This is a genomic window from Streptomyces regalis (genome assembly GCF_001509475.1).
GTDB classification, from domain to species: Bacteria; Actinomycetota; Actinomycetes; order Streptomycetales; family Streptomycetaceae; genus Streptomyces; species Streptomyces regalis.
Map to the genome: position 1 here is coordinate 30,672 of NZ_LLZG01000369.1, position 22,691 is coordinate 53,362.

The window sequence follows — 22,691 nt, forward strand, 5'->3', positions numbered from 1 at the left end:
GTGGTCGATGTTGTTGTCACGGCCCCAGTCGGCCTGGAGGACGTCCGCACGCCTTGGCCATCCAGCTGGTGGTCCACGTCGTCGGTCCGTAGAACCAGTACTTGTTGCTGGGCCGCTGGATGATTGCGCCGCCCTTGGGGCCCCAGCCGCCGTTGTGGTGGTTCCAGTACTTGTCCGCGTAGGCAACCATCCTGCCGTAGCTAGCTGCTCCTGACCTCTGGCTTGTCGCCGGAGTCGTCGCTGCTGCCGGGAAGCGGAGCGGTGCCGGAGGCGGCGTCCTTGCTTACCTCGTCCTCTTCCGCCTTACCGCCCCCGTCATCGGTGCCGTCAGTGGCGTCCACGTCGGACACCTGCGTGGTCGGCGTCGGACCGCCGTCCGTGTCGGCCTTGTCGGACGACAGCAGCCAGGCGCCGTCGGAGCCTTGGGTGAACTTCACGGTGTGCGGGACGGACAGTTCCTCGTACTCCGGGGCGCCGTCCGCGACCTCCTGCGGCGTGAACGGGAGGTAGAGGCGGGTGCGCTCGGTGAGCCGGAGCGTTGCCGACTGGCCGGTGACGGAGGTGTCGGTCACCTCCACGTCGACCTGCGCCTTCGTGTAGCCGCCGTCGACGTCCTTGTACCGCTTGCCCTTCTCCACCAGTGCGGCGAGATCATCCTGCACCTGCGCGGTCATGGAGCGCGTGGCCCGGACGCGGGCGGTCGCGGCTCTGGCCGTCGGACGAGTCGTCGTCAGCATGTCGGCCCGCTGCTGCAGATAGCCTTCGGCGAGCTGAGTGAGAGCGGCGGCGTCGGCGTCCGCCGGGGTGCCGGTGAGCACAAGCATCGCCGCTGCGGCTGAGGCCGAGGTTCCGGCGAGGACACGTCTGTGATGCGCAGTGCGCATGAAACCCCCTTGATCACGGCTGACTGGTCGGGTCAACCCGCAGATCAAGAGAGCCCATTCGAACATCGCGTTCCGAGTGGCGCATTCCTGATCCCGGAATGTCCGATTCCTGCAGGCTCCCTTGTCCGCGCCCTCCTACAGGCGCAGGCCCTGCGGTGGCACAGGAGCCAGGAGGGGCGGCCGGTCGCGCGTAGCCGTGGATTCCGTCGCTGGAGTCGCTGTCCGACGTGCGCCGGTCGGCTCGCCGGGCGGACCGGGGTTGCAGTATCAGAGCTGTGGGTGATGAGGGCGTGCAGTCTGCTGGGACCCCTCCCGGACACCGCTGCCTAAGCTCCGTCCATGGCTGCTCCACACAGGTCAGCGTCGTCGCCTTGCGCTCCGATGGAGGTGCGGCGTTTGAGGGGCACCCGCTGGACTTCGACGGCCTGCGTAGCGCCGCGGTCGTAGGTGTCCACCGCGCCGAAGGCGGGAAGGACGTTCTCGCCGCACAAGGGATCCACGTGAGCACCGCACGGAACAGTTCGGCGATGGCCGACAGCGCGCGCCCGCATCTCCTTGCCGGTGTGGGCGATCAAGGCAGCCCTTGTCTGCAGAGACGTGCCCCTCCGCGATCATCCAATTTGTCATCATTGCGATGCACGCCACCCCAACGGGGGGACTGTATAGCCATGTTCACCATTGAGATCGACGACGACCCTCTCACGGAGGTGAAGCGGCTCCCTGCCACACCGAGGACGGCAGCAAGACCCAGTGGCCGACCCGTCAGTGACCGAGACTTCCCTCTTCGTGGAGCGTGACTCATGCAGGTATTTGCCCGGCGCGTGGAATGCAAGCACATAGTCTGGGCCGGACCGCTGGTCGACACAGCGGCGACGTTGAACGTCGCCGACGAGTTGCGCGGCCGTTCCTGTCCGACGTGTGGTGAGATCGTGCGCAAGGTCGACTTCGTGGCGATCAAGAACTCGACGTCGTCGACGTTCGACGAGCCACCCGCACCGCGCAACACCGAGAACCGGCTGAAGAACCCGTCGAACGCCGACGCCAAGAAGACCCGGCAGCGGTTGGCGGGGCTGGGCGCGGAGACCGGCGGCCTCGCCGCCGACCTCAAGGACGCCGCGCTCGGGCTGACCCCACCGCGGTGGCGCGGCGCCTTGGCGAAGATCCCCGTCGGCATCCTCCAGACATACGAGCCCAACGCGGAATGCATCAGGTTCAAGGACTCCGCGATGCCGGCGATCGTGTTCCACCAGGGCCTCGCCGGTTATCTGTTCAAGATGAACAGGAGCATCTTCCCGCTGATCCGCATGGGCTCGCTGAGCAGGGACGCGATCAGCCGCTTCGTCGAGGACGAGAGGACCCGGTCAGCGCTGCGGGTGCAGGCAGTGGACACCGCACTCGAATTCCTCGGCGTCGGCGAGCCGAGGTCAAAGGTCCTCGTGGAGATCCCCATGATCGCGAGGGCCCTGGAGATGCCGCTGACCAGGACCATGTCGGCCTTCGTGCTGTGCCACGAGTACGGACACGCGGTCCTCAACCACGCCGACGAGCTCCGTTCCGTCGGCCGCGACTCGAAGTTCTACCTGCTGGAACGCTCCAGGGCGATGGAGTTCGAGGCCGACACCTGGGGCCAGGACGCGGTGATCGGCGCGTTCACCGGCGGGAAGAACCTTGAGCCGAGCCTGGCGATGCTGGACGACCTGTTCTCCGGCGGCGCGCCGGAGCTGAAGCACGACATCTCCCATGCCGCCCCGTGTGTGGCACTGCTGTACTTCGAGTTTCTCGACGTGATCGAGGAGCGGCTGGCCCGCCACGGCATCGATGTCGCCGCGCAGGACGCGCTCACAAGGCGTCGTGCCCGAATGGCCGGGAAGGCACCCGAGCGCTCGACCCACCCCTCCAACAAGGAGAGGTTCCAGGCGCTGTACGCCCACCTGTCGGAGCACGGGAACTTCACCACCCACACCTGGGTGGAGGGGTTCGAGGTGCTGCTCAACGAGATCAAGGACGACCTCGACCGGCTCATCGACAAGACCGGGGCGGTCGCGGGGAAGAGGCTGAGGCGCCGCTTCCAGTGGCCACGGAGCAAAGAGAAGAGCGAGTCGAGCTCATGGGCCGGCACCGTGACCCGCATTGATGACGACGATGACACGCGCATCAAGCTGCAAGAGGCGTTCCAGAACGTGGAGGGGCAGGTACTGGAGCTCGACGAGGCCGAGCTCTGGCGCCGTTTCGAAGAGCAGAAGAACAGGGCGGCAGCGCATTACCGGAACGAGGAGTACGCCGAGGCGGAGAGGATCTACACGCAGATACTCGACTCCGGCGAGACAACCGAGTCGGTGCCGCTGTACCCGATGCTCGGGGTGTGCCGCGAACAGCTCGGAGACGAGCAGGGCGCGATCGCGGCGTACCGCCGTTGCCTCGAGTTGGTGCCGGGCAGTGACTTCGCGGCCATGAGCGGCCTCTACCTCGGCCGGATCCTGTTGCACGACAAGCAAGATCCGAATGGCGCCGAGACCGCGCTCACCGCCGCGACCACGTCAAGCGTCCCGGACGTCCGTGCACAGGCGCTGTACTGGCTGGGCACCATCGCGCACGAGCGGCGTGATACCGAGGCGGCACTGCGGAGGTACCGGGACGTCTACGCATTACGAGACAGCGAGCTCACCGCGTTCCCCAAGGTGATCCCGCTCGCGGCGCTCAACATCGGCGGCGTGCTGGAGGAACGCGGGCAGTTCGGCGAGGCGGCGAGGATGTTCGAGTACGCACGGGACCACCGCGCCATCGACCCGCAGAACCGCGCTGTCGCCGAGCAGCACCTTCGGGCGGTGCGGGGAAGGTAGCGTCGGCTCTCCCCTGTTCTCGCAGCGTCAGCTTGTTCTCGCAGCGTCAGCTTTCGCGCTTCTTCTTGCCGTTCTCGACCGCCTTCACCCGGTTCTTCAGCAATGTCTCCAGCTCATCGGTCGGAAAGAGCATGTGCATACCGATCACCTCGTACATGCGGTTGCGGGTCTGGGCGTCGCCGATCTCGGCGGTCGCCGCCAGCGCCGCCTGCACCGCGCTGAACCGCCGCACACTCTCCTCCAGCCCACGGAGGTTCTCCGCCGCGCGGTTTCCGACGATGTTCGCCTGGCGGAACAGCAGACGTCCCGCGGCGGCCGGGATGACACCGGCCAGCGCCGTCACCGCGCCGACATCCAGGCCGGCGAAGTAGGTGAGGGCCCCGCCGACGAGTACGACCGAGAACCCCAGCAAGCCGGACCACAGCGATGCCTGCTGGTACGCGGAGTGGTGCTTGAGCGCGATCCGGTGGTGCTGGAGGTAGATCTCCGCCTCCTGCAGCGCGGTCCGCGAGATCGCTGTCATCCCCTCGGCCTGCACGACCTCCGGATCCGCTTCGATCCGGGCGGTCTTGCGCCGGGCGGACAGTCGGATCTCCTCATCGTCCACATCATGGTGAACACGCGCGAACACCTGCTCCGCGTGCCCGGATTCCTCCCGAAGCCGCCGTGCCTGGGTCCGACCGACGAACACCACGCCCAGTACCGCCGCCAGGATCGCGAAAGCAGCGACGCCGAGAGTGACCGTGTCCTCTGTACCACCGACCTGAGAGAGTAACTCGAACTGCTGTCCTGTCATGGCCTTGTCTCTGTTCCGGTCGAAGCCAAGGTCGGGGTGGACACCTCCCGCGCGTGCCCACCCCAGCTCCCTGACCACCGCTAGTAGTTGGCGGCAGCCTTCCGGTCCGCCGCGCTGTACGCCGCGCTCGCCTCCCGGACGGCATTCGCGATGGAGTTCAGGGCCTGGTGGATCTCCCTGGCCTTGATGTCCCACTCGCGGTGAAGGCCGTCGGCCGCGGTCTTGGCCTCGCCCTCGAAGAAGGCCGCGATGTCCTTCATCCGCTGCTGGAGGGCTTCCAGGTCCGTGTCCAGCTTCTTGGCCTGGGCGGTGATGTCCCCTGCGGCCCTCTCAAGTTCCGCGTAAGTGACGAGCATTGTGCCGTTGTCTACTGCCATGGCTTCTCCAACTGCCTTCCATGCCTGCTGTGCTGACGGTTTGAACCGAAGATTTGCTGCGGCCTCGGATGGGCCGCCGCCCGATCGCGCACGAGCTACATGCCGGAGAAGGCCGAGGTCTTTCCGGCCGGGGCGCTGCCGCCGGCCGCGCCGGAACCGCCCGCGTCGATGCCGGACAGGGCCTGGTAGATCTCTTCGTCGGTGCTGCCGGCGATGCGGCGGTTGTCGTTGACCGCGTTCTGGAACCGGACGAGCAGGTTGCCGATGTGGGCCATGCGCTCGTTGATCTCGGTCTGCTTGCGGTCGAAGGACACGGCGCCCTGGCCCTGCCACTTGCCTTCCACGCCGTCGATCACGGCGTGCAGCTGCTGCAGCTGCTGCTTCACCGACCCGAAGCGTTCGTTGAGCTCCTGCTCGAACTGCCGCAGTACGTCGTCAGTGACCTTCTGGGTTCCTGCCATCTGTTCTTCCTTTCCGGTTTCTCCGGTGCTGTGGTGGGCCCGACGGCTTGGAGAGGTGGCGTGTCTCGTGCGATTCGCGGAGACTGCGCCGTGGTGAGACGCTCGCGTCGCTTCTCAGGCTGAGGAGTCGGCCCGCTCACGGGCCGTTGCAGCCTCGTGGAGCTTCGCGGTGTGACGGCCCCGTACTCGGCCTCCAGCGCCCCGGACATCGCCGGCGCACGGCATGACGCTCTCCCCTCCCCGTTTGCGACGACCGCGGGTCATTGCGGTCGCGGTGACGCGAACATCACCGATTGCATGCGTGTCACTCTAACCACGACCAGTGACAGTACCAACGGTCTTCTCGGCTATCCCTGGGGCTCGTTGGCCACAGGTGCGTGATCCATGAGTACGGCTGTGCCTGCTGGCTCAGAAGCTCGTATCACCCCGCGAGCCCCCGGCCTTCCTCCTGCCGTCCCGCATGGCCACCGACCCGCCCGCGATGACGGCCACCAGCAGCATGCTGCCCACCACCACATAAGTCCCAAGACGGACGGCCCGCTCCTGCGGGGTTTCGCCGAGCGGGAGTTGGGCCACGGTGGGGGCCTTGGCCTGCCCGGCGCCTTCGTTGCTCGGTACCGGTTGCTCGATCGGTTTGTCGTCCTCCGTCAGGGCGCGTACGGGGTCGATGACGCCCCAGCCGACCAAGCGGTCGTGGCCGGGGATGGAGCGTTCCGCGGTCTGCATGATCTGGGCGGTGATCTGCTCCTGCGTCCAGTCCCGGTGCTTGGCCTTGATGAGGGCGGCGACCCCGGCGACGTAGGGGGCGGAGAAGCTGGTGCCGTTGTCGGCGCAGTGGCCGCCGCCGGGGACGGTGGAGACCATGTCGACGCCCGGAGCGGCGACGTCGACGAACTCGCCGGACTGGGAGAAGGCCGCGCGTTCGTTGTTGCGGTCGGCGGCGGCGACCGCCAAGACGCCGTCGTACGAGGCCGGGTAGGTTTCCTTGACGTTGCCCCCGAGGCCGTCGTTGCCTGCCGAGGCCACGATGACGATCTCCTTGGCCAGGGCGTTGTCCACCGCGTCCTTCAGTGTGGAGGAGCGCGCGATGGCGTTGACCGTGTCCTGGGAGATGTTGATGACGTCGGCCTTGGCCCTGACGGCATGGTCAATGGCGTCGGCCAGGGTCTTGGTGTCGCCGTGGCCCTCGGCGTCGTTCTGCTGGATCGGGATGATCGTCGCCTTGGGGGCCAGGCCGACGAAGCCCGTGCCCTTTACCGGTCTGGCAGCGATGATTCCCGCGACCTTCGTGCCGTGGCCCACTACATCGGTGGTGCCGTCCTCGCGGCCGCGCTCGATCTTGTTGCCCTGGTCGTCCTTGAGGTTCTTCGGCAGGTAGTTGCGGCCGCTCCTGACATCCACCGCCGGGGCCAGCTGGGGGTTCTTCACGTCCACGCCCGTGTCGATGACCGCGACGCGCACTCCCTCACCCATCGACTGCTTCCACACCTCGTCCAGCAGGACCCGTTGCAGCGCCCAGGGCCGTCCCTCGTACATCTTGCCGGGAAAGGTGCACTGATCGGCGGCGGTAGCGGCAGGAGCCGGCGGCACGCCGACGAACGCGAGGGTGGCAGCCCCCGTTCCGGCAAGCAGGCGCAAGCTGCTCCACTGGCCCAAGTGGCGATGCGTACGCATCTACTCGGCCCGCCCCCTCACGAGCCCTGCGGCTGCCGCGCCGCCCCCGTCGACAGCCGCGGTCCCGTCGGCAGGAACGCCGACCACGCGGCCGGGATCGGAGCCGGCGTCACGTCCTTGTAGCCGAGGCGATTCTGCGCCTGCTGGGCCTCCTGCAGTGCCGCCTCACGCTGATCCCGTTTCTCGGTGGCCGAGCCCGAGGAGCCGATGCCGGCGTCGTCGGTCTCGCTGTCGCCGTTGGACTGCATCGCATAGCGCAGGCCGGTGTCGGTGACCAGGAAGAAGAAGCCGGAACGGGTCGACGAGCCCGTGAACTGACGGAAGAACTGGCCCGAGCCGGGGGTGACGTACGCACTGCTCGAACCGGTGGGAAGGGGGGCCGGGAAGCTCGTGCCCGCCCAGGTGCTCACGGTCGTGGCGCCGTTGTCCTCGTCCACGTCGCGCAGGACATTGCAGACCGTGTTGCGGCTGCCCTCGTCGGTGCTCGCCGAGTTGACCGGCTCCGGCTCCTGCTGAGGCCAGGTCTTCTCCGCGCCGAAGGGCGCCCCGGGCGTGAAGCTGCCGGCGCTGACAGGCATGGCTCGGCCCGCCTGCCCCAGTCTGATCAGGTCCTTGCTGCTGAGCAGCAGCTTCGCCATGAAATCGGAAACCGGCGCGACCCGCCCACGCAGGACGACGTACTTCTGCATCCTCGTACCGGACGGCGCCTCCAGGACCATGCCCACCCTGTTCGCCTCGTCCGGCAGCTGGCCCTGGATCCCGGCGTCGGTGCCGGGTGTGTCCGGGATCTCCGGGAAGGCGATGGTGTCGCCCTCATGCGAGGTCTTCAGCCAGCCGGCCGACACCCGCTGGGGCTCCGTGCCCTCGCCGACGACCTGACGCAGCAGCAGTTCATCGTTCTGGACGGCGTACGCCGTCCCCCCGGCGTCGACGACGTGGCGCGTACGGCCCGGGCCCGGGCCTTCCACGTACATCAGCTCACCGCCGCGCAGCCGCTCCGCACCTTCGGTCCGGTCCATGTCGCGCTGGGCGAGGATGAAGGCCGCCTTCTGGATGGCACGGCCGCCTTCACCGGGGCGCTCACAGACCACCCAGCGCTTCTTCGACCCGGCTTCCCCGGCGTCGGGCAGGCGGTCGGGGGCGTAGGGGATGCCGAGGGTGGGGCCGTGCGGGATCTTGCCGCTGTCGAGCACCGATTCGTCGACGTTGATGACCTTGCCCTTGTCCGGCGCCAGCAGGAGCTTCGCCGAGGACATGTTCAGCACCGGGTGCAGCTGCGTCTTGCCGTCGGTCGTCAGGATGACGTACCGGGTGGTCGACTTGCTGGAGATGATGATGTTCTCCCCGGGCTTGTCCCAGCCCTGCGGCGCGGCGGGCTTGAACATGCCCCAGGCCCCGAAGGCCGCGAGCAGGACCGTGGTGACGATCGCTCCCGGCACGACGGCGCGCAGCGGGCGTGGCCACCCCTCCTCCGTGCCGTTCGGGTTGGGCTGGAGGAACTGGCCGACCAGGCGCCGTCGCGCGAAGGTGTAGGCGTTGAGCTCGTCCCGCCGTGATGCCATCGTTCCGCTGCCTCTTTCCCCCGCTGATTGATCTGGTCTGGTACGAGGAGCTGATCACGACGAGAGCGACCGCATCTGGTGGTACGCCCCGAACACCGCCAGACACAGCGGCAGCAGCGTCAGCAGTACGAAGCTCTCGGCGATCTCCAGGAATCGGCCCCAGAACGGGGTGACCCCCTTGCTCGGCACGACCAGCGCGATCGCGGCGATCGCCCCGGCGACGACGGCGACCGTGACCGACAGCCAGACCAGCCTGATGTCGAGGGCCGTGCCGTCGCCTCGTAGCGCCTCCAGGACCATCCGACCGGGCGGGTTGAGGGAGAGTCCGAGTCCCAGGAGCACCAGTGAGGCAAGGCCGGCCGCGAGCGTGCAGCCCACCTGGGCGGTGTGCCGGAACAGATGGGCACGCATCAGCAAGGCCAGGCCGGTGGCGAGCGCGAGCAGTTGGGCCCACAGGTCGTCGGAGAACCCGAGTACTGCGGCCGCACCCGTCGCGACCAGTGCACATCCGCCCACCAGGCCGAGCAGCAGCTCGTGGCCGCGCCGTGCCTGAGCGGTGATGCGTTCGGCGTCGATCGCGGCCGGTGCCGTGGTGCCGTCACCCTCGTCATCGGCATCGGCGTAGTCGCTGCCGACGGCGGTGCGCGGCGGGTCGAATCCGACAGGAAGGCGGGCGAAACGCGTGGCCAGGCCGGGCAGGAAGGCGAGGATGCCCAGGGCGAACGGAGAGCAGAGTGCCGCGGTCTCGACCGGCCTCATGTCGGTGAGGATCGCGACGAACGTCAGCAGCATGCCGATGGCCGAGGCGAATGCGAAGGCGACGAAGGGGCCGTCGCCGCTCGGTGTGAGGAACACCAGCACCACCGATCCCACGAGCACGGCGGCGCAGGCGAGCAGGAATTGCAGCCTGCCGATGCCGTCTCCGGCCGACAGTGCGAGCAGTCCGCTGCCTGCGACTCCCAGGTTGGCGAGGGCGCCTGTGCCGAAGGCCACGGACGATCCGCGGTCGCCGTACACCCGGGCGCGTACTACGGCGATCGCCAGGAGCACCACGCCCGAGACCGCGGCCACGATGCCGGGGAGGCCGTTCATGTCGTGACGGACGTCGGAACTCCAGGCCACGAACGCGAGCAGCATCAGCAGCACACAGCTGCCGAAGAGTCCTGCGGCGCGCAGGAGTTCGTCGTTCCACAGCGTGCGGTCGCGGGTGACGGCGCTGGCGGTGGCGTGCGTGACGTCGTCGAACACCGCGGGCGGAAGGGAGTCGGAGAAGGGGCGCAGCAGGAGAAAGTCGCCGTCGGCGATGCGCTGTGCGGCGAGTGAGCGTGACTCGTCGAGCACCGTGCCGTCCCGGCGCACCAGGTGGTATCCGACCGGGGCGCCGGGGGGCGGAGTCTGTCCGGACAGGCGCAGGATCTCCGGGAAGAGGTGGGCGAGCGGAATGTCGTCGGGCAGCGCCACATCGATGCGGCTGTCGGGCGCCGCCACGATGATCCGGCGGAAGCCGGTGCTGCGCGTGGTCGGCATCCCCGGTCCCCAATGCTGCCCGGGTCCCGGATGAGCACCCGACCCCGTACGACCCCCTGGTCCCGGGTGACCGCCGGTGTTCCCCGCGTTCCCTGCCGCTCGAACTGTCGCAGGCACGTACTTCTCCCCCTCGCGGTGCTTCTCAACTCGCGGGCCGCGCCCCTGTCCCGTTTCGCGTGCCCGCTCTCATTCCGGTTCCGAATTACGGTGAATGACCCCGAATCCGTTGGTTGTTCGCGGGTGCGCACACGCGTGGCGTCACCCTACCGTCCGTGATGTCAGTGCCCGCCAGTAGGATCCGGTCCGGATGAAGTCGGCGCCACGGGGGTGCGGACAAGGGCTCTTGAAGTCCGCGAGGGGGACGGGTCAGCTTTGAGCCAGATCGTCGTCAAACGGCCACCGAGGACCTTGCCCACCGAGGTGCCCGCCGATCCAGTGCAGTTGCAATCCCCGCCCGAGCTGCCCCGAGGGCAGCAGGAGGGGGCGCTGATGCAACTGCTGCCCATGCTGGGGATGGGCGGCTCCGTCGTCTTCTTCTTCATGACGCCGAACCCGATCATGCGCATCATGGGTATGGTCATGATCGCGTCGACGATCGCCATGGGCATCGCCATGCTGGTCCGCTACCGACGCGGCGCCCAGGGCCAGCTCGCCGATATGCGGCGGGACTACTTGAAGTACCTGGCCAAAACCCGTCGTGCGGTTCTCCGTACGGCGCGGCTGCAGCGCGATGCCCAGTTCTATCTGCATCCCGCTCCGGAACAGTTGTGGGCCCTGGTCGCCGAGGGCAGCCGCGTCTGGGAGCGGCGCATCAGCGACGACGACTTCGGACAGGTCCGGATCGGCCTGGGCAGCCAGCAGCTCGCCACCCCGCTGATCGCACCCGAGACCGCTCCGGTGGACGAGCTGGAACCACTCACCGCCGGGGCCATGAAGCAGTTCCTCACCGCGCACAGCACGATCGAGGGCCTGCCCATGGCGATCTCGCTGCGGGCCTTCTACCACCTCACCCTCAGCGGGGACGAGACTCACGTCAGGGCGTCGGCGCGCGCCATGGTGGCCTCCCTGGCCTCACTGCACTCGCCCGACGACCTGGTCGTCGCCATCGCTGCCGGGCAGGACGCGGCCTCGCACTGGGAGTGGGCCAAGTGGCTGCCCCACGTCCAGACCGACGGCAGCGACGGAGCAGGCAGCCGTCGTCTGATCACCACGAGTGCGCAGGATTTGGAGCTGCTGCTCAAGGAGCAGCTCGAAGGCCGACCACGGTTCCAGGCCGCCGGCCAGCCCCTCCTGGAGCAGCCGCACATCGTCGTCGTGCTCGACGGAGAGACGCTGTCGCCGTTGTCGGCGCTGGCGGCGGCCGAGGGACTGCAGGGGGTCACGATCGTCGAGGTCGTGCCGGGCAGGCTCACCGGGGCACGCGGCGGCCTCTCGGTCGCGGTGCATCCGCATTCGTTGCGCCTGGAGTCCGGCGACGGCCTCGTCTACGAAGGGACGCCCGACCGCCTCAGCCACGAGGCCGCCGAGGCACTCGCCCTGCAGCTCGCGCCCCTGTACATGGCCTCCGGCGGCGACTCGGACGAGCCGCTGCTCGCCAATCTGGAGTTCACCGATCTGCTCGACCTGGACGACGCGGAATCCGTGGATGTCGGCCGCACTTGGCGCCCACGCTCCCGTGCCGAACGCCTGCGGGTCCCGATCGGGGTCGGCGAGGATGGCACCCCGGTGATGCTCGACCTGAAGGAAGCTGCGCAGGAGGGCATGGGCCCGCACGGCCTGTGCGTCGGCGCCACCGGATCCGGGAAGTCGGAGCTGCTGCGCACCCTTGTCCTCGGTCTCGCGGTGACACACTCCTCGGAGACGCTGAACTTCGTCCTCGCGGACTTCAAGGGCGGGGCGACCTTCGCCGGCATGGCGGACCTGCCGCATGTCGCTGCGGTGATCACCAACCTCGCGGACGACCTGACCCTCGTCGACCGCATGGGCGACTCGATCCGCGGCGAACTCAACCGGCGCCAGGAGCTGCTCCGCCGGGCGGGCAACTATGCCAACATCCGCGACTACGAGAAGGCCCGCTCGGCCGGCGCCGCGCTGGAGCCCATCCCGTCCTTCGTCCTGGTCATCGACGAGTTCAGCGAACTCCTCGCCGCCAAGCCAGACTTCATCGACATGTTCGTCCAGATCGGCCGCATCGGCCGCTCCCTGGGCGTCCACCTGCTCCTGGCCTCGCAGCGCCTCGAGGAAGGCCGCCTGCGCGGCCTGGAAACCTACCTCTCCTACCGCGTCGGGTTGCGGACGTTCTCCGAGGCCGAGTCGCGCGCCGCCCTCGGCGTGCCCGATGCCTACCACCTGCCGAACGTCCCGGGCTCCGGCTACCTGAAGTACGGCACCGACGAAATGGCCCGCTTCAAGGCCGCCTACGTATCCGGTGCGCACCGGCCCGCCTCCTCCCGAGCCACGACGGGGGACGGTTCCCTGCCGGTGGACCGTCGTCCCGCGCCCTTCACGGCGGCCCCCGTGCCGGTCCAGTACGCACAGGCCGATCCCCGGGCTCAGGTGCCGGACCCGCGGGCGAGCGGGGATGACGCGCTGAGCGACACCGTGCTCGACGTCATCGTCCGGAGGCTTACCGGGCAGGGCCCGGCCGCACACCAGGTGTGGCTGCCGCCCCTGGACAACCCGCCCTCGCTGGACGCCCTGCTCCCCGGACTCGCCGCCGAGCAGGGTCGAGGCCTGACGAAGCCCGGCTACAAGGGCGCGGGCCGCCTCATCGTGCCGCTCGGTGTCGTCGACAAGCCCTTCGAGCAGCGGCGCGACACGCTGTACCGGGACTTCTCCGGTGCCGCGGGCCACATGCAGATCGTCGGCGGCCCGCAGTCGGGTAAATCGACGCTCCTGCGGACGATCGTCTCCGCGTTCGCGCTGACCCACACTCCGCACGAAGTCCAGTTCTACGGCCTGGACTTCGGCGGTGGCGGCATGTCGGCCGTCTCCGGGCTGCCGCACGTCGGCGGGGCCGCCTCACGCCTGGACCCGGAGCGGGTACGCCGCACGGTCGCCGAGGTGTACGGCATCATGACGCGCCGCGAGGAGTACTTCCGCAGCTCCGGCATCGACTCCATCGCCACGTTCCGGAGAATGCGGGCCCGCGGGGACATCTCGGTGGCGGACCAGCCGTGGGGGGACGTCTTCCTGGTCATCGACGGCTGGGGGAACTTCCGCACCGAGTACGAAGCCCTGGAATCAGCTGTACTCGACATCGCCGCGCGAGGCCTCGGCTACGGCATCCACCTGATCCTCACCGCCTCCCGCGCCATGGAGGTCCGCGCCAACCTCAAGGACCTGCTGATGAACCGCCTCGAGCTGCGGCTCGGCGACCCCATGGACTCCGAACTGGACCGCAAGGCAGCCGGAAACGTTCCGACGGGCGTGCCCGGCCGGGGAGTCACCCCGGAAGCACTGCACTTCATGGCAGCGGTTCCCCGCATCGACGGCATCCACTCCGACGACAACCTGTCCGAGGCGACCGCCGCCATGAGCCGGGACGTGGCCCGCCACTGGACCGCGCCCAGCGCGCCGGCAGTCCGCCTCCTGCCACGCCAAGTCCCCCTCGCAGAGCTGCCCGCAGCCCTCGCCCAGCCGGACCGCGGCGTCGCCTTCGCCCTCGACGAGAACAACCTGGAACCCGTCCACGTCAATTTCGAACAGGACCCCTTCTTCCTCGTCTTCGGCGAAAGCGAGTCCGGCAAGTCCAACCTGCTGCGCCTGCTCATCAAGCAGATCACCGATCTGCACGACGCCGACTCCTGCAAACTCTTCGTCATCGACAACCGCCGCTCGCTCCTGGACGCCGCCCCCGCGTCCCATCTGGCCGAGTACGTGCCCATGTCCAACGCCATGGACCACCACGTGGAGGCCCTGGCCGACCTCATGCGCCGCCGCACACCTCCGCCCGATGTCACAGCCGACCAACTGCGCGCACGCAACTGGTGGAGCGGCCCCACGATCTATGTGATCGTCGACGACTACGAGCTGGTGTCCACGTCCAGCGGCAACCCCCTCGCCCCCCTCACAGAACTCCTCCCGTTCGCCCGCGACGTCGGCATCCGCTTCATCGTCGCCCGCAACACCGCAGGCGCCGGCCGGTCCTCCTACGAACCCTTCATGCAGCGGATCAAGGAACTGAGCGCGCAGGGCGTCGTACTCTCCGGCGACCCGAATGAGGGCGACATCCTCGGCAACGTACGCCCGCGTGCGATGCCGGCAGGACGGGGCATCTTCGTCTCCCGGAAGCGGGGGAACCTGCTGGTGCAGACCGGGATGGTGGAGCCGGGGTAGAACGCACGCTGCCGCTCCGGGTCCGTGCCCCGCCGGTCCGTCATCGTGGTCCCCGTGGTGGGCGAGCACTGGATGGCGTTGGTCGAGCGAGGTTCCGGCCCGTGGACCGACTATCTCCACTCCATCGCTGCGGCACGTGAGCGTGCTCCGGACCGGGTCGGCGTCTTCGCCGTGCATGACGTTCAGGACGAACGCACACGCGGGCGGGCCTCCCGTCTGGAATCCACCCTCCGATTCCAGGCCATCGGCATGTCGCCCGCCCGGGTCGGGAGCTACGCCGAGCCGTCGTCCTCGGCGCGCTGCCGTGAGCTCGCCCAGGGCATCGCGCAGCTCTTGAGGGGCGAAGGGAAGCGCCCGATCAAGGTGTTCATCAACCACACCCTCCACGCCTCGCCCGAGCACGCCGCCGAGGTCGCCGCCTTGCGCGACCAGGTCCGCGAGGTGATAGCCAGCACGCGCCTCGACCACTTCCTTGACGCCAGCGATCTCCAGCCCGGAGTGGACTTTGCAGCGGCACTCCTCGAATATGCCGGTCACAGCGCCTTCCTGATGCTGGAGACCGACTTGTACTCCAGCAGCGAGTGGTGCACGACCGAGTTACGCACCGCGAAGCAGGAGGGTGCGGCGATACTGGCGCTGACCGCTCTGCAGCTCGGCGAGCAGAGCCACTCCCCCGACACGGGCCATGTCCGTCGGCTGGCAGTAGCAGAGTCCAACGCTTCTGCAGCACGCGGACCAGTCGCGAGTCTGTGCTCTCCCTCGGCCTCCTGAGCTGTCCACCGTGCGACGGGCGTTGCGCGATCGTCGTGCGCGGGGGACGCTTCCGGTGTCAGGCTCGTTCTTCGTGCTCCATCACGGAGATCCGCTCCTCCCGGGCGCGGCGTCCTCCCTGGTGGAGGATGCGACGGACGGCGAGCTTCTGGTCCGCCCCATGACGGCCCAGCAGTTCGTGGCGAGCAGAATGACCCGGCCACACTGCGACGGAGGTGTTCTGACCGTGCCCCAGCCGCTCCCGTCCGACGCCCTTCGCGGAACCCGTATCGGTGTATCGGTCGCCGAGAGCGAGGACCTCGACCGCCGTGGCCTGCTCGAAAACCACTTCCGGGAAGTCCTCGGCGAGCTCGCGCAGTTGGTCGTCCTGTCCGGAGGCGACCTCGTCTACGGCGGTGACCTACGCCCCGACGGATACACCCGCCTCCTCATCGAGCGGCTGCGCACCTGCAGCGCCCTGGCTCTGCGGTTCCACAACCTCCTGGCCTGGCCGTCGCACCGCAAGCTCCCGCTGTCCGAACTGCAGCGGCAGCGCCATGAGCTGGGTGGATACGGTGAGATCGTCTGCCTTGATCCGGACGGCCGTGACATGGATCCCGAACGAGGTCGGAGCGAGGCGCCGGCGCCCGTCACTGACGAGCACGAACGAGCCAGGTCTCTGACCGCGATGCGTGGGCGCCTGTGCGACTTCATCGACGCGCATCTGGTGATGGGTGGCAGGCGCAGGGGCTTCTCCGGCAGGTACCCCGGTATCGCCGAGGAGGTGCTGCTGTCCCTGGAAGCCGGCCGCCCGGTCTGTCTCGCCGCCGGGGCCGGCGGGATGACCGCAGATGTCGCCGAGGCGCTCGGGATCATGGACGGCCCGCTCCTCCCGCCCTGGCCCGGCGCACCCGCACCGGATCCCCGGCACACAGCCGCCCTCGAACGCCTGCGCGCAATCGCCGCCGCACCGCACTGGACCGGGCTGGACAACGGGCTGACCGCGGAGGAGAACCTGACGCTCACGACCTCGCGCTACCCGCAGGAGATCGCGGCGTTGGTCGCCCTGGGGCTGGGTCGTCTCCGGCAGGAGGGCCGCCTGGTCCGCCCCTGACGGCTCCTCCCCTCACCGTCCCTCGGGGGTCTGTGCGGGGCAACGCCGTTGATCACTATCGTGGACGGGCGTACGCCGCGCGCGTCGTACGGATGCACGACTGCCATACGGGCGGGAACCGGCCTGCGCGGGGTGTGGAACGGGAGGGGTCATGATGGACGGCGGGACCGCGTCGGTGCGGCTGCGAACGGTGCTGCGGGCAGCGGCACGGGCCGTGTTGGCCGGTGTGCTTGGCGCCGTCGCCGGCATCGTCGCCTTCTCCCTCAGCCAGACGGGCGGGCAGAGTCTGTCCGTCGTGGTCGGAGGCCTCCTGGGGGTCGCTGCCGCCCTCGGTGCCGATCTCTACCGCCGGACCGTCCAGCTGACCGAGGTCCGCCTCGTCCTGCCGGGCAGCGAGATGACGTTCAAGGCGAACACGGACATGCGCCAGGCCGCCCAGCGCATGTTCTTCCAGGCCTCGACCCGCATCGCCACGCGGCCGCTGGAGGACGGCAGCGGAAACCTGCGCGAGGCGCTCACATCCCTCAAAACGCTCTTCGACCTGTACCGGGAGCCGCTGGAGTCGGGGGAGGCACCGCCCCCTCCGCCCCACGGCGACTCGGTACACGAACTGGTCCTGGACATCCTCAACTTCGAGCTGGCGCCCTTTCTGTCCAAGTGGCACCCGCGGCTACAGGCCTTCGAGCAGGCACACCCCGACATGGACGAGTCCGCATGGCCGGACAACGCCGTCTTCCGGCAGGAGCTGCAGACCCTCCAGCAGAACCTGCGCCCCTACTTCGTGGCCCTCGGCAAGATCGCGGGACTCCGCGATCCGGAGCGCCACCTGCGCCCGTCGGATCGCCGCACGGGTCAGCCGCCGGCCGACCCTCTCGGCCCCTTGCCCGGACAGCGCACCGCCACGAGGGACGGGACATGCCCGGCCGACCCCACCCCCGCTGCCGACGAGACGGATGACGGATGACGGGACCGTGATGATCACCGCCGGACCGAGCAGCGCGAAGCCACAGAAGGGGCCGTCGCGCGCCTCGGTGTCCCCGCTTCCAACGCCCCCCCCCCCGGCTGCATTCGGGGCTGATCCCGTCACGGGTGCGCACGCCCCGGAGGGGTGCTGAGGCAGGGAGAGAGGCCGTGCTCGTGAGCGCCTCGTCCGAGCGGCCCGCCTCCGAGTGGGATGTGTTCGTCAGCTACAGCCGCTCCGCGACCGGTCATGCCGAGACGGTGGTCGCCGCCCTGCGTTCCCAGGGGCTGAGGGTATTCGTCGACGACACCGCCGTGGAGGACTTCACCTCCATCACCACCACCATCACCCGGGCCCTGGCACACGCAAAGGTGCTGCTGGCCCTGTACTCGTCCGACTACCCGCAGCGCCGCGCCTGTCAGTGGGAACTCACCTACGCCTATCTGGCCGGCCAGCGAGAAGGCGACCCCCGTCGACGGATCCTCGTGGTCAACCCCGAGCCCTCCGCCGACCACATCCACCCCGTCGAACTCCGCGACGCCCGGTACTGGCCCTGGCGCGCCGGAGCCGACGAGGCGAACCGGCTCGCCACACGCGTCCTCGCCCATGTCGCCACACTCTCCGAGCCCATGGGAAGCCACACCGCCTCCCCCGTCGTCCCTTGGCTGCCCGCCCCCGCCCGCACGGGCTCCGCTCGCTTCACCGGCCGACTCCCCGAGCAGTGGCACATCCACACAGCCCTGCACCGCCACCGGGCACCTCTCGTGTCCCAGGCCGGCAGCGGACGCACCGCGCAGCTGCGGGGCATGCCCGGCATCGGCAAGTCCCTCCTCGCCCAGGAATACGCCCTGCGCTTCAGCTCCGCCTTCCCCGGCGGCGTCTTCTGGTTCGACCTGCACACCGAACAACCCGAGGGCACCGGTGCCGTGGCCCGCGCCATGGACGCCTACACAGACCAAGTAGCCACCGTACTGGCGGCTCTCGGCATCGACGCGCCCAGCACATCCCTCCCCCGGCTGCTCAGCCGACTCGCCGTCCACCTCGGCGAGCAGAACACCCCCTGCCTGTGGGTCGTGGACGGGGTCCCGGACGGACTCACGGACAGCCGGCTCCACTTGCTGCGCGGCCCCCACCTGCTCGCCGCCACCCTCGTCACCACACGCTCCCTGCACTACACCGCCTTCGCCGAGCCCATCGACGTAGCCCCACTCCCGGACCACGACAGCCTCACCCTGATCACCTCCCGGCGCATCCCCGCCGACGAATCCGAGCAGTCCGCCGCCCTCGCCCTGGTCCACGACGTGGGAGGCCACCCGCACGCGCTCGACGTACTCGCCGACCTCGCGGCGTCGACCGGCTTCACCCATGCACGCGGAAGACTCCACGCCCCAGGTGCCGATGTGCTCACCGGCCCGGCACCCCGCGACCGCACCGACGTACGGCCCGTGACGTCCTTCCTCACCCGCCCGCTGACCGGGCATGGTCCGGTCGACGACGTCCTGCGTCTGCTCGCTCTTGCCTGCCCGGCACCGCTGCACCAGTCCACCCTGGAGAACGTGCTCTCAGCAGTCTCCCCATACGCTCCCTGGGAAGCTGCTCCCCTGGTGGCAGAGGCCGTCGAATCCCTTCTCGGCTCCGGTGCGCTGCGCCCCAACCCCGACCTCTCCCGTAGTTGGACCGTCCACCCATTGCTCGCCCGCGCCGTGCGGCGACACGACGCCGACACCGCCCGCCAGGAGGATCTCCGACGGCTGCTCCTGCACGCCCTGGTTCCCCTCGCCGCCACGGCCCTCCGAGCCCCGGTTCCCACTCAATCCTTCACCGGTCCGTCAGCCAACCGCCCCGTCCCAGGCCCCGTCGAGCGCGCCGCAGCCTTCGACCTCCAGGTCGAACTGGTCACCCGCGTCGGCGTCCAGCCGCTCGCACCGGACCAAGGTTCTCTACGCGAAGCCCTCACCTCGATGCACGCCCTCTTCGGCACCACCCGGGAGGTCCTCCACCGGGTCGCCGCCGAGACCTCCGCACCACTCAGCCCGCCCCACATCGCAGCCACCCTCGCGAACGAGCACCTCCGACCGTTCCTCTCGACCTGGCACCCCGCCCTCCAGCAGCACGAGGCCAAACGCCCCGACGGCACGAGCCCTACGGAACATGAGCACGCCTGGGAACGCGCTGCCGAGATGCGCGCGGACCTCGACCGGCTGCGCCTCCCCCTCACACGCATCGCCACCCGGCTCGCGGAACTGTCCGGCGTCGATCTCCTCACGGAACCGCCGCCAGAGGACAAGCCATAGCCACCCACCACACCCACGGCGCGCATCGTGCATGACTGCCTTCGGCACGCGCCGGAACATCTCCGCCAGGGCACGCTGCGCGCTGGTTGGCACCGGGCGCACGGAAGACGTCCGCCTGTTGCGCAGGTAGGCGCGGAAGCCGCGGGAGCTGTAGGCCTTGTCTGCAATGACATGGCCGGGTCGACAGCGTGGTCGGCCCAGGCCGGAGCGAGGGACACGGATCCGTTCCAGAAGAGGGCGTGCGCAGATGCTGTCGTGCCGCTGGCCCGGGGTCACCAGCACGGCGAGAGGGCGGCCTTGGCCGTCGCAGGCGAGGTGGATTTTGGTGGTCAGGCCTCCTGGGGATCGGCCGAGGGCGTGGTCGTCCGGTTCGTCCGGCCGGTGCTGCCCCCTTTTCGGCCGGTAGCGGCGACGTGCTGGTGGGCGCGGATGATGGGGGAGTCGATCTGCACCAGCCAGTCGATGTCGCCGGACGCGTCAGCCCGGGCCTGGATCTGCTGCAGGGCCCGGGTGAACACGCCGTCCAGGGCGTAGCGGCGGAAGCGGGTGTACACCGTTTTCCACGGCCCGTAGCGTTCCGGCAGGTCACACCAGGAGATCCCAGTCCGGATCTTGTAGACCATCCCGTTGATGACCTGCCGGTCTTCCACACGCGGTCGCCCTGTAGCGGCTCGCGGTATCAGCGGAGCGAGTAACTCCCACTCCTGATCGGTGAGTTCATGACGGCGTACCACCCCACCATGATCCACCATCCGACGATCTTTGAAGACGGACCCTGGTACAGACTCGGCGACATCGCCCTTGCCGTTCAAAGAGGCGGAACTCGAACGAACCGTCCGGCCAGGTGCAGATCCATCTCCGTCCGGACAGCCGTTGCACGCAGTTCCGGCAAGACGGCCTTGACGCATTCCGCGGCCGAGCGGCGGCTGCTGTGCATGGTGACGTTGATCGCCGCGACGAGGCTGCCCTCGCGGTCACGCACCGGTACGGCAACCGAGCGGAGGCCCGCTTCGAGCTCCCCGTCGACCAGGGCGTAGTCCTCCTCGCGCACCTGATCCAGGATCGTCCTGAGGTCGGCGGGCCGTGTGACGGTACGGGGGGTCAACGCCCCCATCCGCAAGTGGGCCAGCCGGCTGGAGTACTCCTCGGCCGGCAGACCCGCGAGCAGGACCCGTCCCGTGGAGGTCGCGTAGGCGGGCATGCGCGAGCCCACGGCGATGTCGGCGTCCATGATGCGCCCCGCGGCGACGGAGACCGCACACTGGACGTCATCCCCCATGAGCACCGCCAGGGACGTCGACTCCTGCACCCTCCGGGTGAGAGCGGTGAGGTGGGGATGGGCGATCCGGGCCAGCGTTGTCCTGGACAGGGGCGGGAAACCGAGGGCGAGAACCCGTGGAGTGAGCCGGAAGACCCGGCCGTGCAAAGTGACATGACCAAGATGCTCCAGCGTTATCAGGGCCCGGCGAGCCGTGGCACGCGGCAGGCCGGTGCGCTCGGCAACCTCGGAGAGCGTCAGCTCGGCACGGCCCTCGCCGAATGCGGTGATCACGGTCAGGCCGCGGGCCAATGACGCGATGAACTCCCCGCCCAGTTCTTGCTTGGATTCTCTGGTCCAGGCGGCGAGGCCCGAGGGCGCGCTCCGGGTTTCGGACGGTGGGGCGTCGGCGTCAGCGAGCTCCCGTTCCATGGCGGCCACCGCCGCACGCAGTCTGGGCAGAAGGGAGTCGCGCAACGAGTCGGCGCTGTGCCTGCTGGTGTGACTCACGGTACTCGCCACACAGGCGATACGGCCATCCGGGGCGCGCACCGGAACGGACACCGCCACGAGGCCCGTCTCGATCAGTTGGTCGTCCATGGCCCAGCCGTGTACACGCGCACGTTCGACCCGTGTTCCGAAGTCCTCGGCGACGGCGCCGTGCGACCGAGGCGGGATCGCCGGGAAGCCGAGGTCCTCCGGGTCGAGGGCCTGCCGCTCTCGCCACCGTGTCCAGTCCTGCGCACTCCACTCGGTTGCCAACAGCGGTCCGGGGGCGGTGCGTTCGGCAGGCAGAAGATCGCCGATACGGAAGCTCAGCGACAAGGTACGGCGGCGGATCGCCTGGTGAATGAAGCGGATGCCGTCACCGTCCGCCACCGCGAGGGACACCGACTCGTCGAGTTCGTCGGCAAGTCCGTCGGCATGTCCGCCCAGCAGATCAGGCAGACGCAGAGCGCCCAGATACGCATTGCCCAACTCCATCAGGCGGGGCTCGAGGACGGCGCTACTGCCGTCCAGGCGCAGATACCCCATGTGCGCGAGCGTTCCGGCGACCCGGTCGACGGTGGCGCGGGCCAGCCCGGTGGCCCGTCCCAGATCGCTCAGGCTGGCCGCCCCTCCGACATCGGTGAGCCCGCGCAGCACGGCGATGCCGCGCATGAGGGGTGCGACCGCCTCCTCCGGCGGCGCGGGCGCCGTCACGGGGTAGGCGGGCGGCACGGCGTGGGTCGATGTCATGGGCTCTCCGCAGCGGCTGTCTCGTCACTCCAGTGAATGATGCCTGGCGGGTGCGGAGTTCCGCTCGGCGGTGCCGGGGCGAGGAGACCACGCGAGCGTTGCCGCAGCTTCGGGCTCGGAGAACGGGAGAGTGGTCGGGAGGGGCAGACGGCCGGGCCGCAAAGAGCCGCCGGGCGCAAGGCACCCCCCGCAGTCGGTTCTGGCGGCGCGGTGTCTTCCGTGCCCGGCGCTGGGCGCGGCCTCGGACGCGATGCTGCGGGGAGCCCGGCCACGCCATGCCGGGCGGTGTGCTAGGCGTGTGTCGGAAGTCCCGTCTGCCGGGCGACGCCATGCACGCGCCCCCACCCTCGAACCGGCTTCGCACGGCTCGGGCGGGGGGACCCCCTTCGCCGCACCGGGCGAAAGCCCAAGTACGTCCAGTACGAGGGCTTCCGCCCGGCACGCCGAGAGCACGCACCTGACGCCGCCCGGCCCGCCCTGCGGGCGGACGACGGGACTTCCGACACACGCCCTAGGGCCAATGCCGTTGTTTTAGTTGCGGGCGTACGCTGCTGCGTAGTGCTTCCCGGGGGGTGGTGCGGGTGTCTGCGGATGTCGGCGAGTTATCGGGGCTGGG

Annotated in this window: 17 protein-coding genes and 1 pseudogene; 6 read left to right on the forward strand and 12 right to left on the reverse strand. The window is 69.2% G+C overall.

Annotation, left to right across the window (positions count from 1 at the left end; all coding sequences use genetic code 11):
- Positions 1-16: 16 nt before the first annotated feature.
- The 3 genes from ADL12_RS54410 to ADL12_RS54415 form a co-directional block, all read right to left on the reverse strand.
- On the reverse strand, positions 17-190 hold the full coding sequence (locus ADL12_RS54410) for a hypothetical protein (RefSeq protein WP_159053378.1): 174 nt from the start codon (positions 188-190) through the stop codon (positions 17-19).
- Positions 191-200: 10 nt separating this feature from the next.
- The gene (locus tag ADL12_RS34980) at positions 201-884 is read right to left on the reverse strand and encodes a hypothetical protein (protein WP_159053379.1); all 684 of its coding nucleotides are present in this window, start codon (positions 882-884) and stop codon (positions 201-203) included.
- Positions 885-1,210: 326 nt separating this feature from the next.
- Positions 1,211-1,384 carry a hypothetical protein gene (locus tag ADL12_RS54415; protein WP_159053380.1) on the reverse strand — a complete coding sequence of 58 codons (174 nt, stop codon included), beginning with the start codon at positions 1,382-1,384 and terminating at the stop codon, positions 1,211-1,213.
- 300 nt (positions 1,385-1,684) lie between these two features.
- Between ADL12_RS54415 and ADL12_RS34985 the strand changes: the two genes are divergently transcribed.
- Complete coding sequence (locus ADL12_RS34985; RefSeq protein ID WP_079052442.1) at positions 1,685-3,724, forward strand: tetratricopeptide repeat protein; 2,040 nt, start codon at positions 1,685-1,687, stop codon at positions 3,722-3,724.
- Positions 3,725-3,770: 46 nt separating this feature from the next.
- Here ADL12_RS34985 and ADL12_RS34990 read toward each other — a convergent pair whose 3' ends face one another.
- The 6 genes from ADL12_RS34990 to eccD all read right to left on the reverse strand — a co-directional run bounded on the left by ADL12_RS34990 (position 3,771) and on the right by eccD (position 10,121).
- Complete coding sequence (locus ADL12_RS34990) at positions 3,771-4,520, reverse strand: TRADD-N-associated membrane domain-containing protein (RefSeq protein WP_159053381.1); 750 nt, start codon at positions 4,518-4,520, stop codon at positions 3,771-3,773.
- A gap of 80 nt (positions 4,521-4,600) precedes the next feature.
- A complete protein-coding gene (locus tag ADL12_RS34995) occupies positions 4,601-4,897 on the reverse strand; it encodes a WXG100 family type VII secretion target (RefSeq protein WP_062709907.1) in 297 nt (98 codons plus the stop codon).
- A 95-nt stretch (positions 4,898-4,992) separates the two neighbouring features.
- Positions 4,993-5,358 carry a WXG100 family type VII secretion target gene (locus ADL12_RS35000; protein ID WP_062709909.1) on the reverse strand — a complete coding sequence of 122 codons (366 nt, stop codon included), beginning with the start codon at positions 5,356-5,358 and terminating at the stop codon, positions 4,993-4,995.
- Between the two features lie 408 nt (positions 5,359-5,766).
- The gene (mycP, locus tag ADL12_RS35005; protein ID WP_062709911.1) at positions 5,767-7,032 is read right to left on the reverse strand and encodes a type VII secretion-associated serine protease mycosin; all 1,266 of its coding nucleotides are present in this window, start codon (positions 7,030-7,032) and stop codon (positions 5,767-5,769) included.
- A 17-nt stretch (positions 7,033-7,049) separates the two neighbouring features.
- Entirely contained in the window at positions 7,050-8,594 is a 1,545-nt protein-coding gene (gene eccB, locus ADL12_RS35010) for a type VII secretion protein EccB (protein ID WP_062709913.1), read from the reverse strand.
- Positions 8,595-8,648: 54 nt separating this feature from the next.
- Entirely contained in the window at positions 8,649-10,121 is a 1,473-nt protein-coding gene (eccD, locus tag ADL12_RS35015) for a type VII secretion integral membrane protein EccD (protein ID WP_062709915.1), read from the reverse strand.
- Between the two features lie 372 nt (positions 10,122-10,493).
- Here eccD and eccCa point away from each other — a divergent pair, with 372 nt between their 5' ends.
- From eccCa to ADL12_RS35040, 5 genes are all read left to right on the forward strand, one after another.
- Positions 10,494-14,459, forward strand: coding sequence for a type VII secretion protein EccCa (eccCa, locus tag ADL12_RS35020; protein ID WP_079052443.1), 3,966 nt, complete (start codon positions 10,494-10,496; stop codon positions 14,457-14,459).
- A 24-nt stretch (positions 14,460-14,483) separates the two neighbouring features.
- Positions 14,484-15,230, forward strand: a complete 747-nt coding sequence (locus ADL12_RS35025) for a toll/interleukin-1 receptor domain-containing protein (RefSeq protein WP_062709917.1) — start codon at positions 14,484-14,486, stop codon at positions 15,228-15,230.
- A gap of 73 nt (positions 15,231-15,303) precedes the next feature.
- Positions 15,304-16,323 (forward strand): hypothetical protein, encoded by a 1,020-nt coding sequence (locus ADL12_RS35030; protein WP_159053382.1) that lies wholly within the window; start codon positions 15,304-15,306, stop codon positions 16,321-16,323.
- A 151-nt stretch (positions 16,324-16,474) separates the two neighbouring features.
- A complete protein-coding gene (locus ADL12_RS35035) occupies positions 16,475-17,287 on the forward strand; it encodes a hypothetical protein (RefSeq protein ID WP_062709925.1) in 813 nt (270 codons plus the stop codon).
- A gap of 173 nt (positions 17,288-17,460) precedes the next feature.
- Positions 17,461-19,578, forward strand: a complete 2,118-nt coding sequence (locus ADL12_RS35040) for a tetratricopeptide repeat protein (RefSeq protein ID WP_062709946.1) — start codon at positions 17,461-17,463, stop codon at positions 19,576-19,578.
- A 102-nt stretch (positions 19,579-19,680) separates the two neighbouring features.
- Here the strand turns inward: ADL12_RS35040 and ADL12_RS58615 are convergent.
- From ADL12_RS58615 to ADL12_RS35050, 3 genes and pseudogenes are all read right to left on the reverse strand, one after another.
- Positions 19,681-19,911 (reverse strand): annotated as a pseudogene (locus ADL12_RS58615) (transposase); the annotation flags it as partial.
- Positions 19,908-20,486: an IS5 family transposase gene (locus ADL12_RS35045; protein ID WP_107120101.1), complete on the reverse strand. Its 579-nt coding sequence runs from the start codon at positions 20,484-20,486 to the stop codon at positions 19,908-19,910. The gene ADL12_RS35045 and the pseudogene ADL12_RS58615, both read right to left, overlap by 4 nt.
- Complete coding sequence (locus ADL12_RS35050; protein WP_062709930.1) at positions 20,387-22,075, reverse strand: IclR family transcriptional regulator domain-containing protein; 1,689 nt, start codon at positions 22,073-22,075, stop codon at positions 20,387-20,389. The genes ADL12_RS35045 and ADL12_RS35050 overlap by 100 nt, the downstream gene beginning before the upstream one ends.
- Between the last annotated feature and the right edge of the window lie 616 nt (positions 22,076-22,691).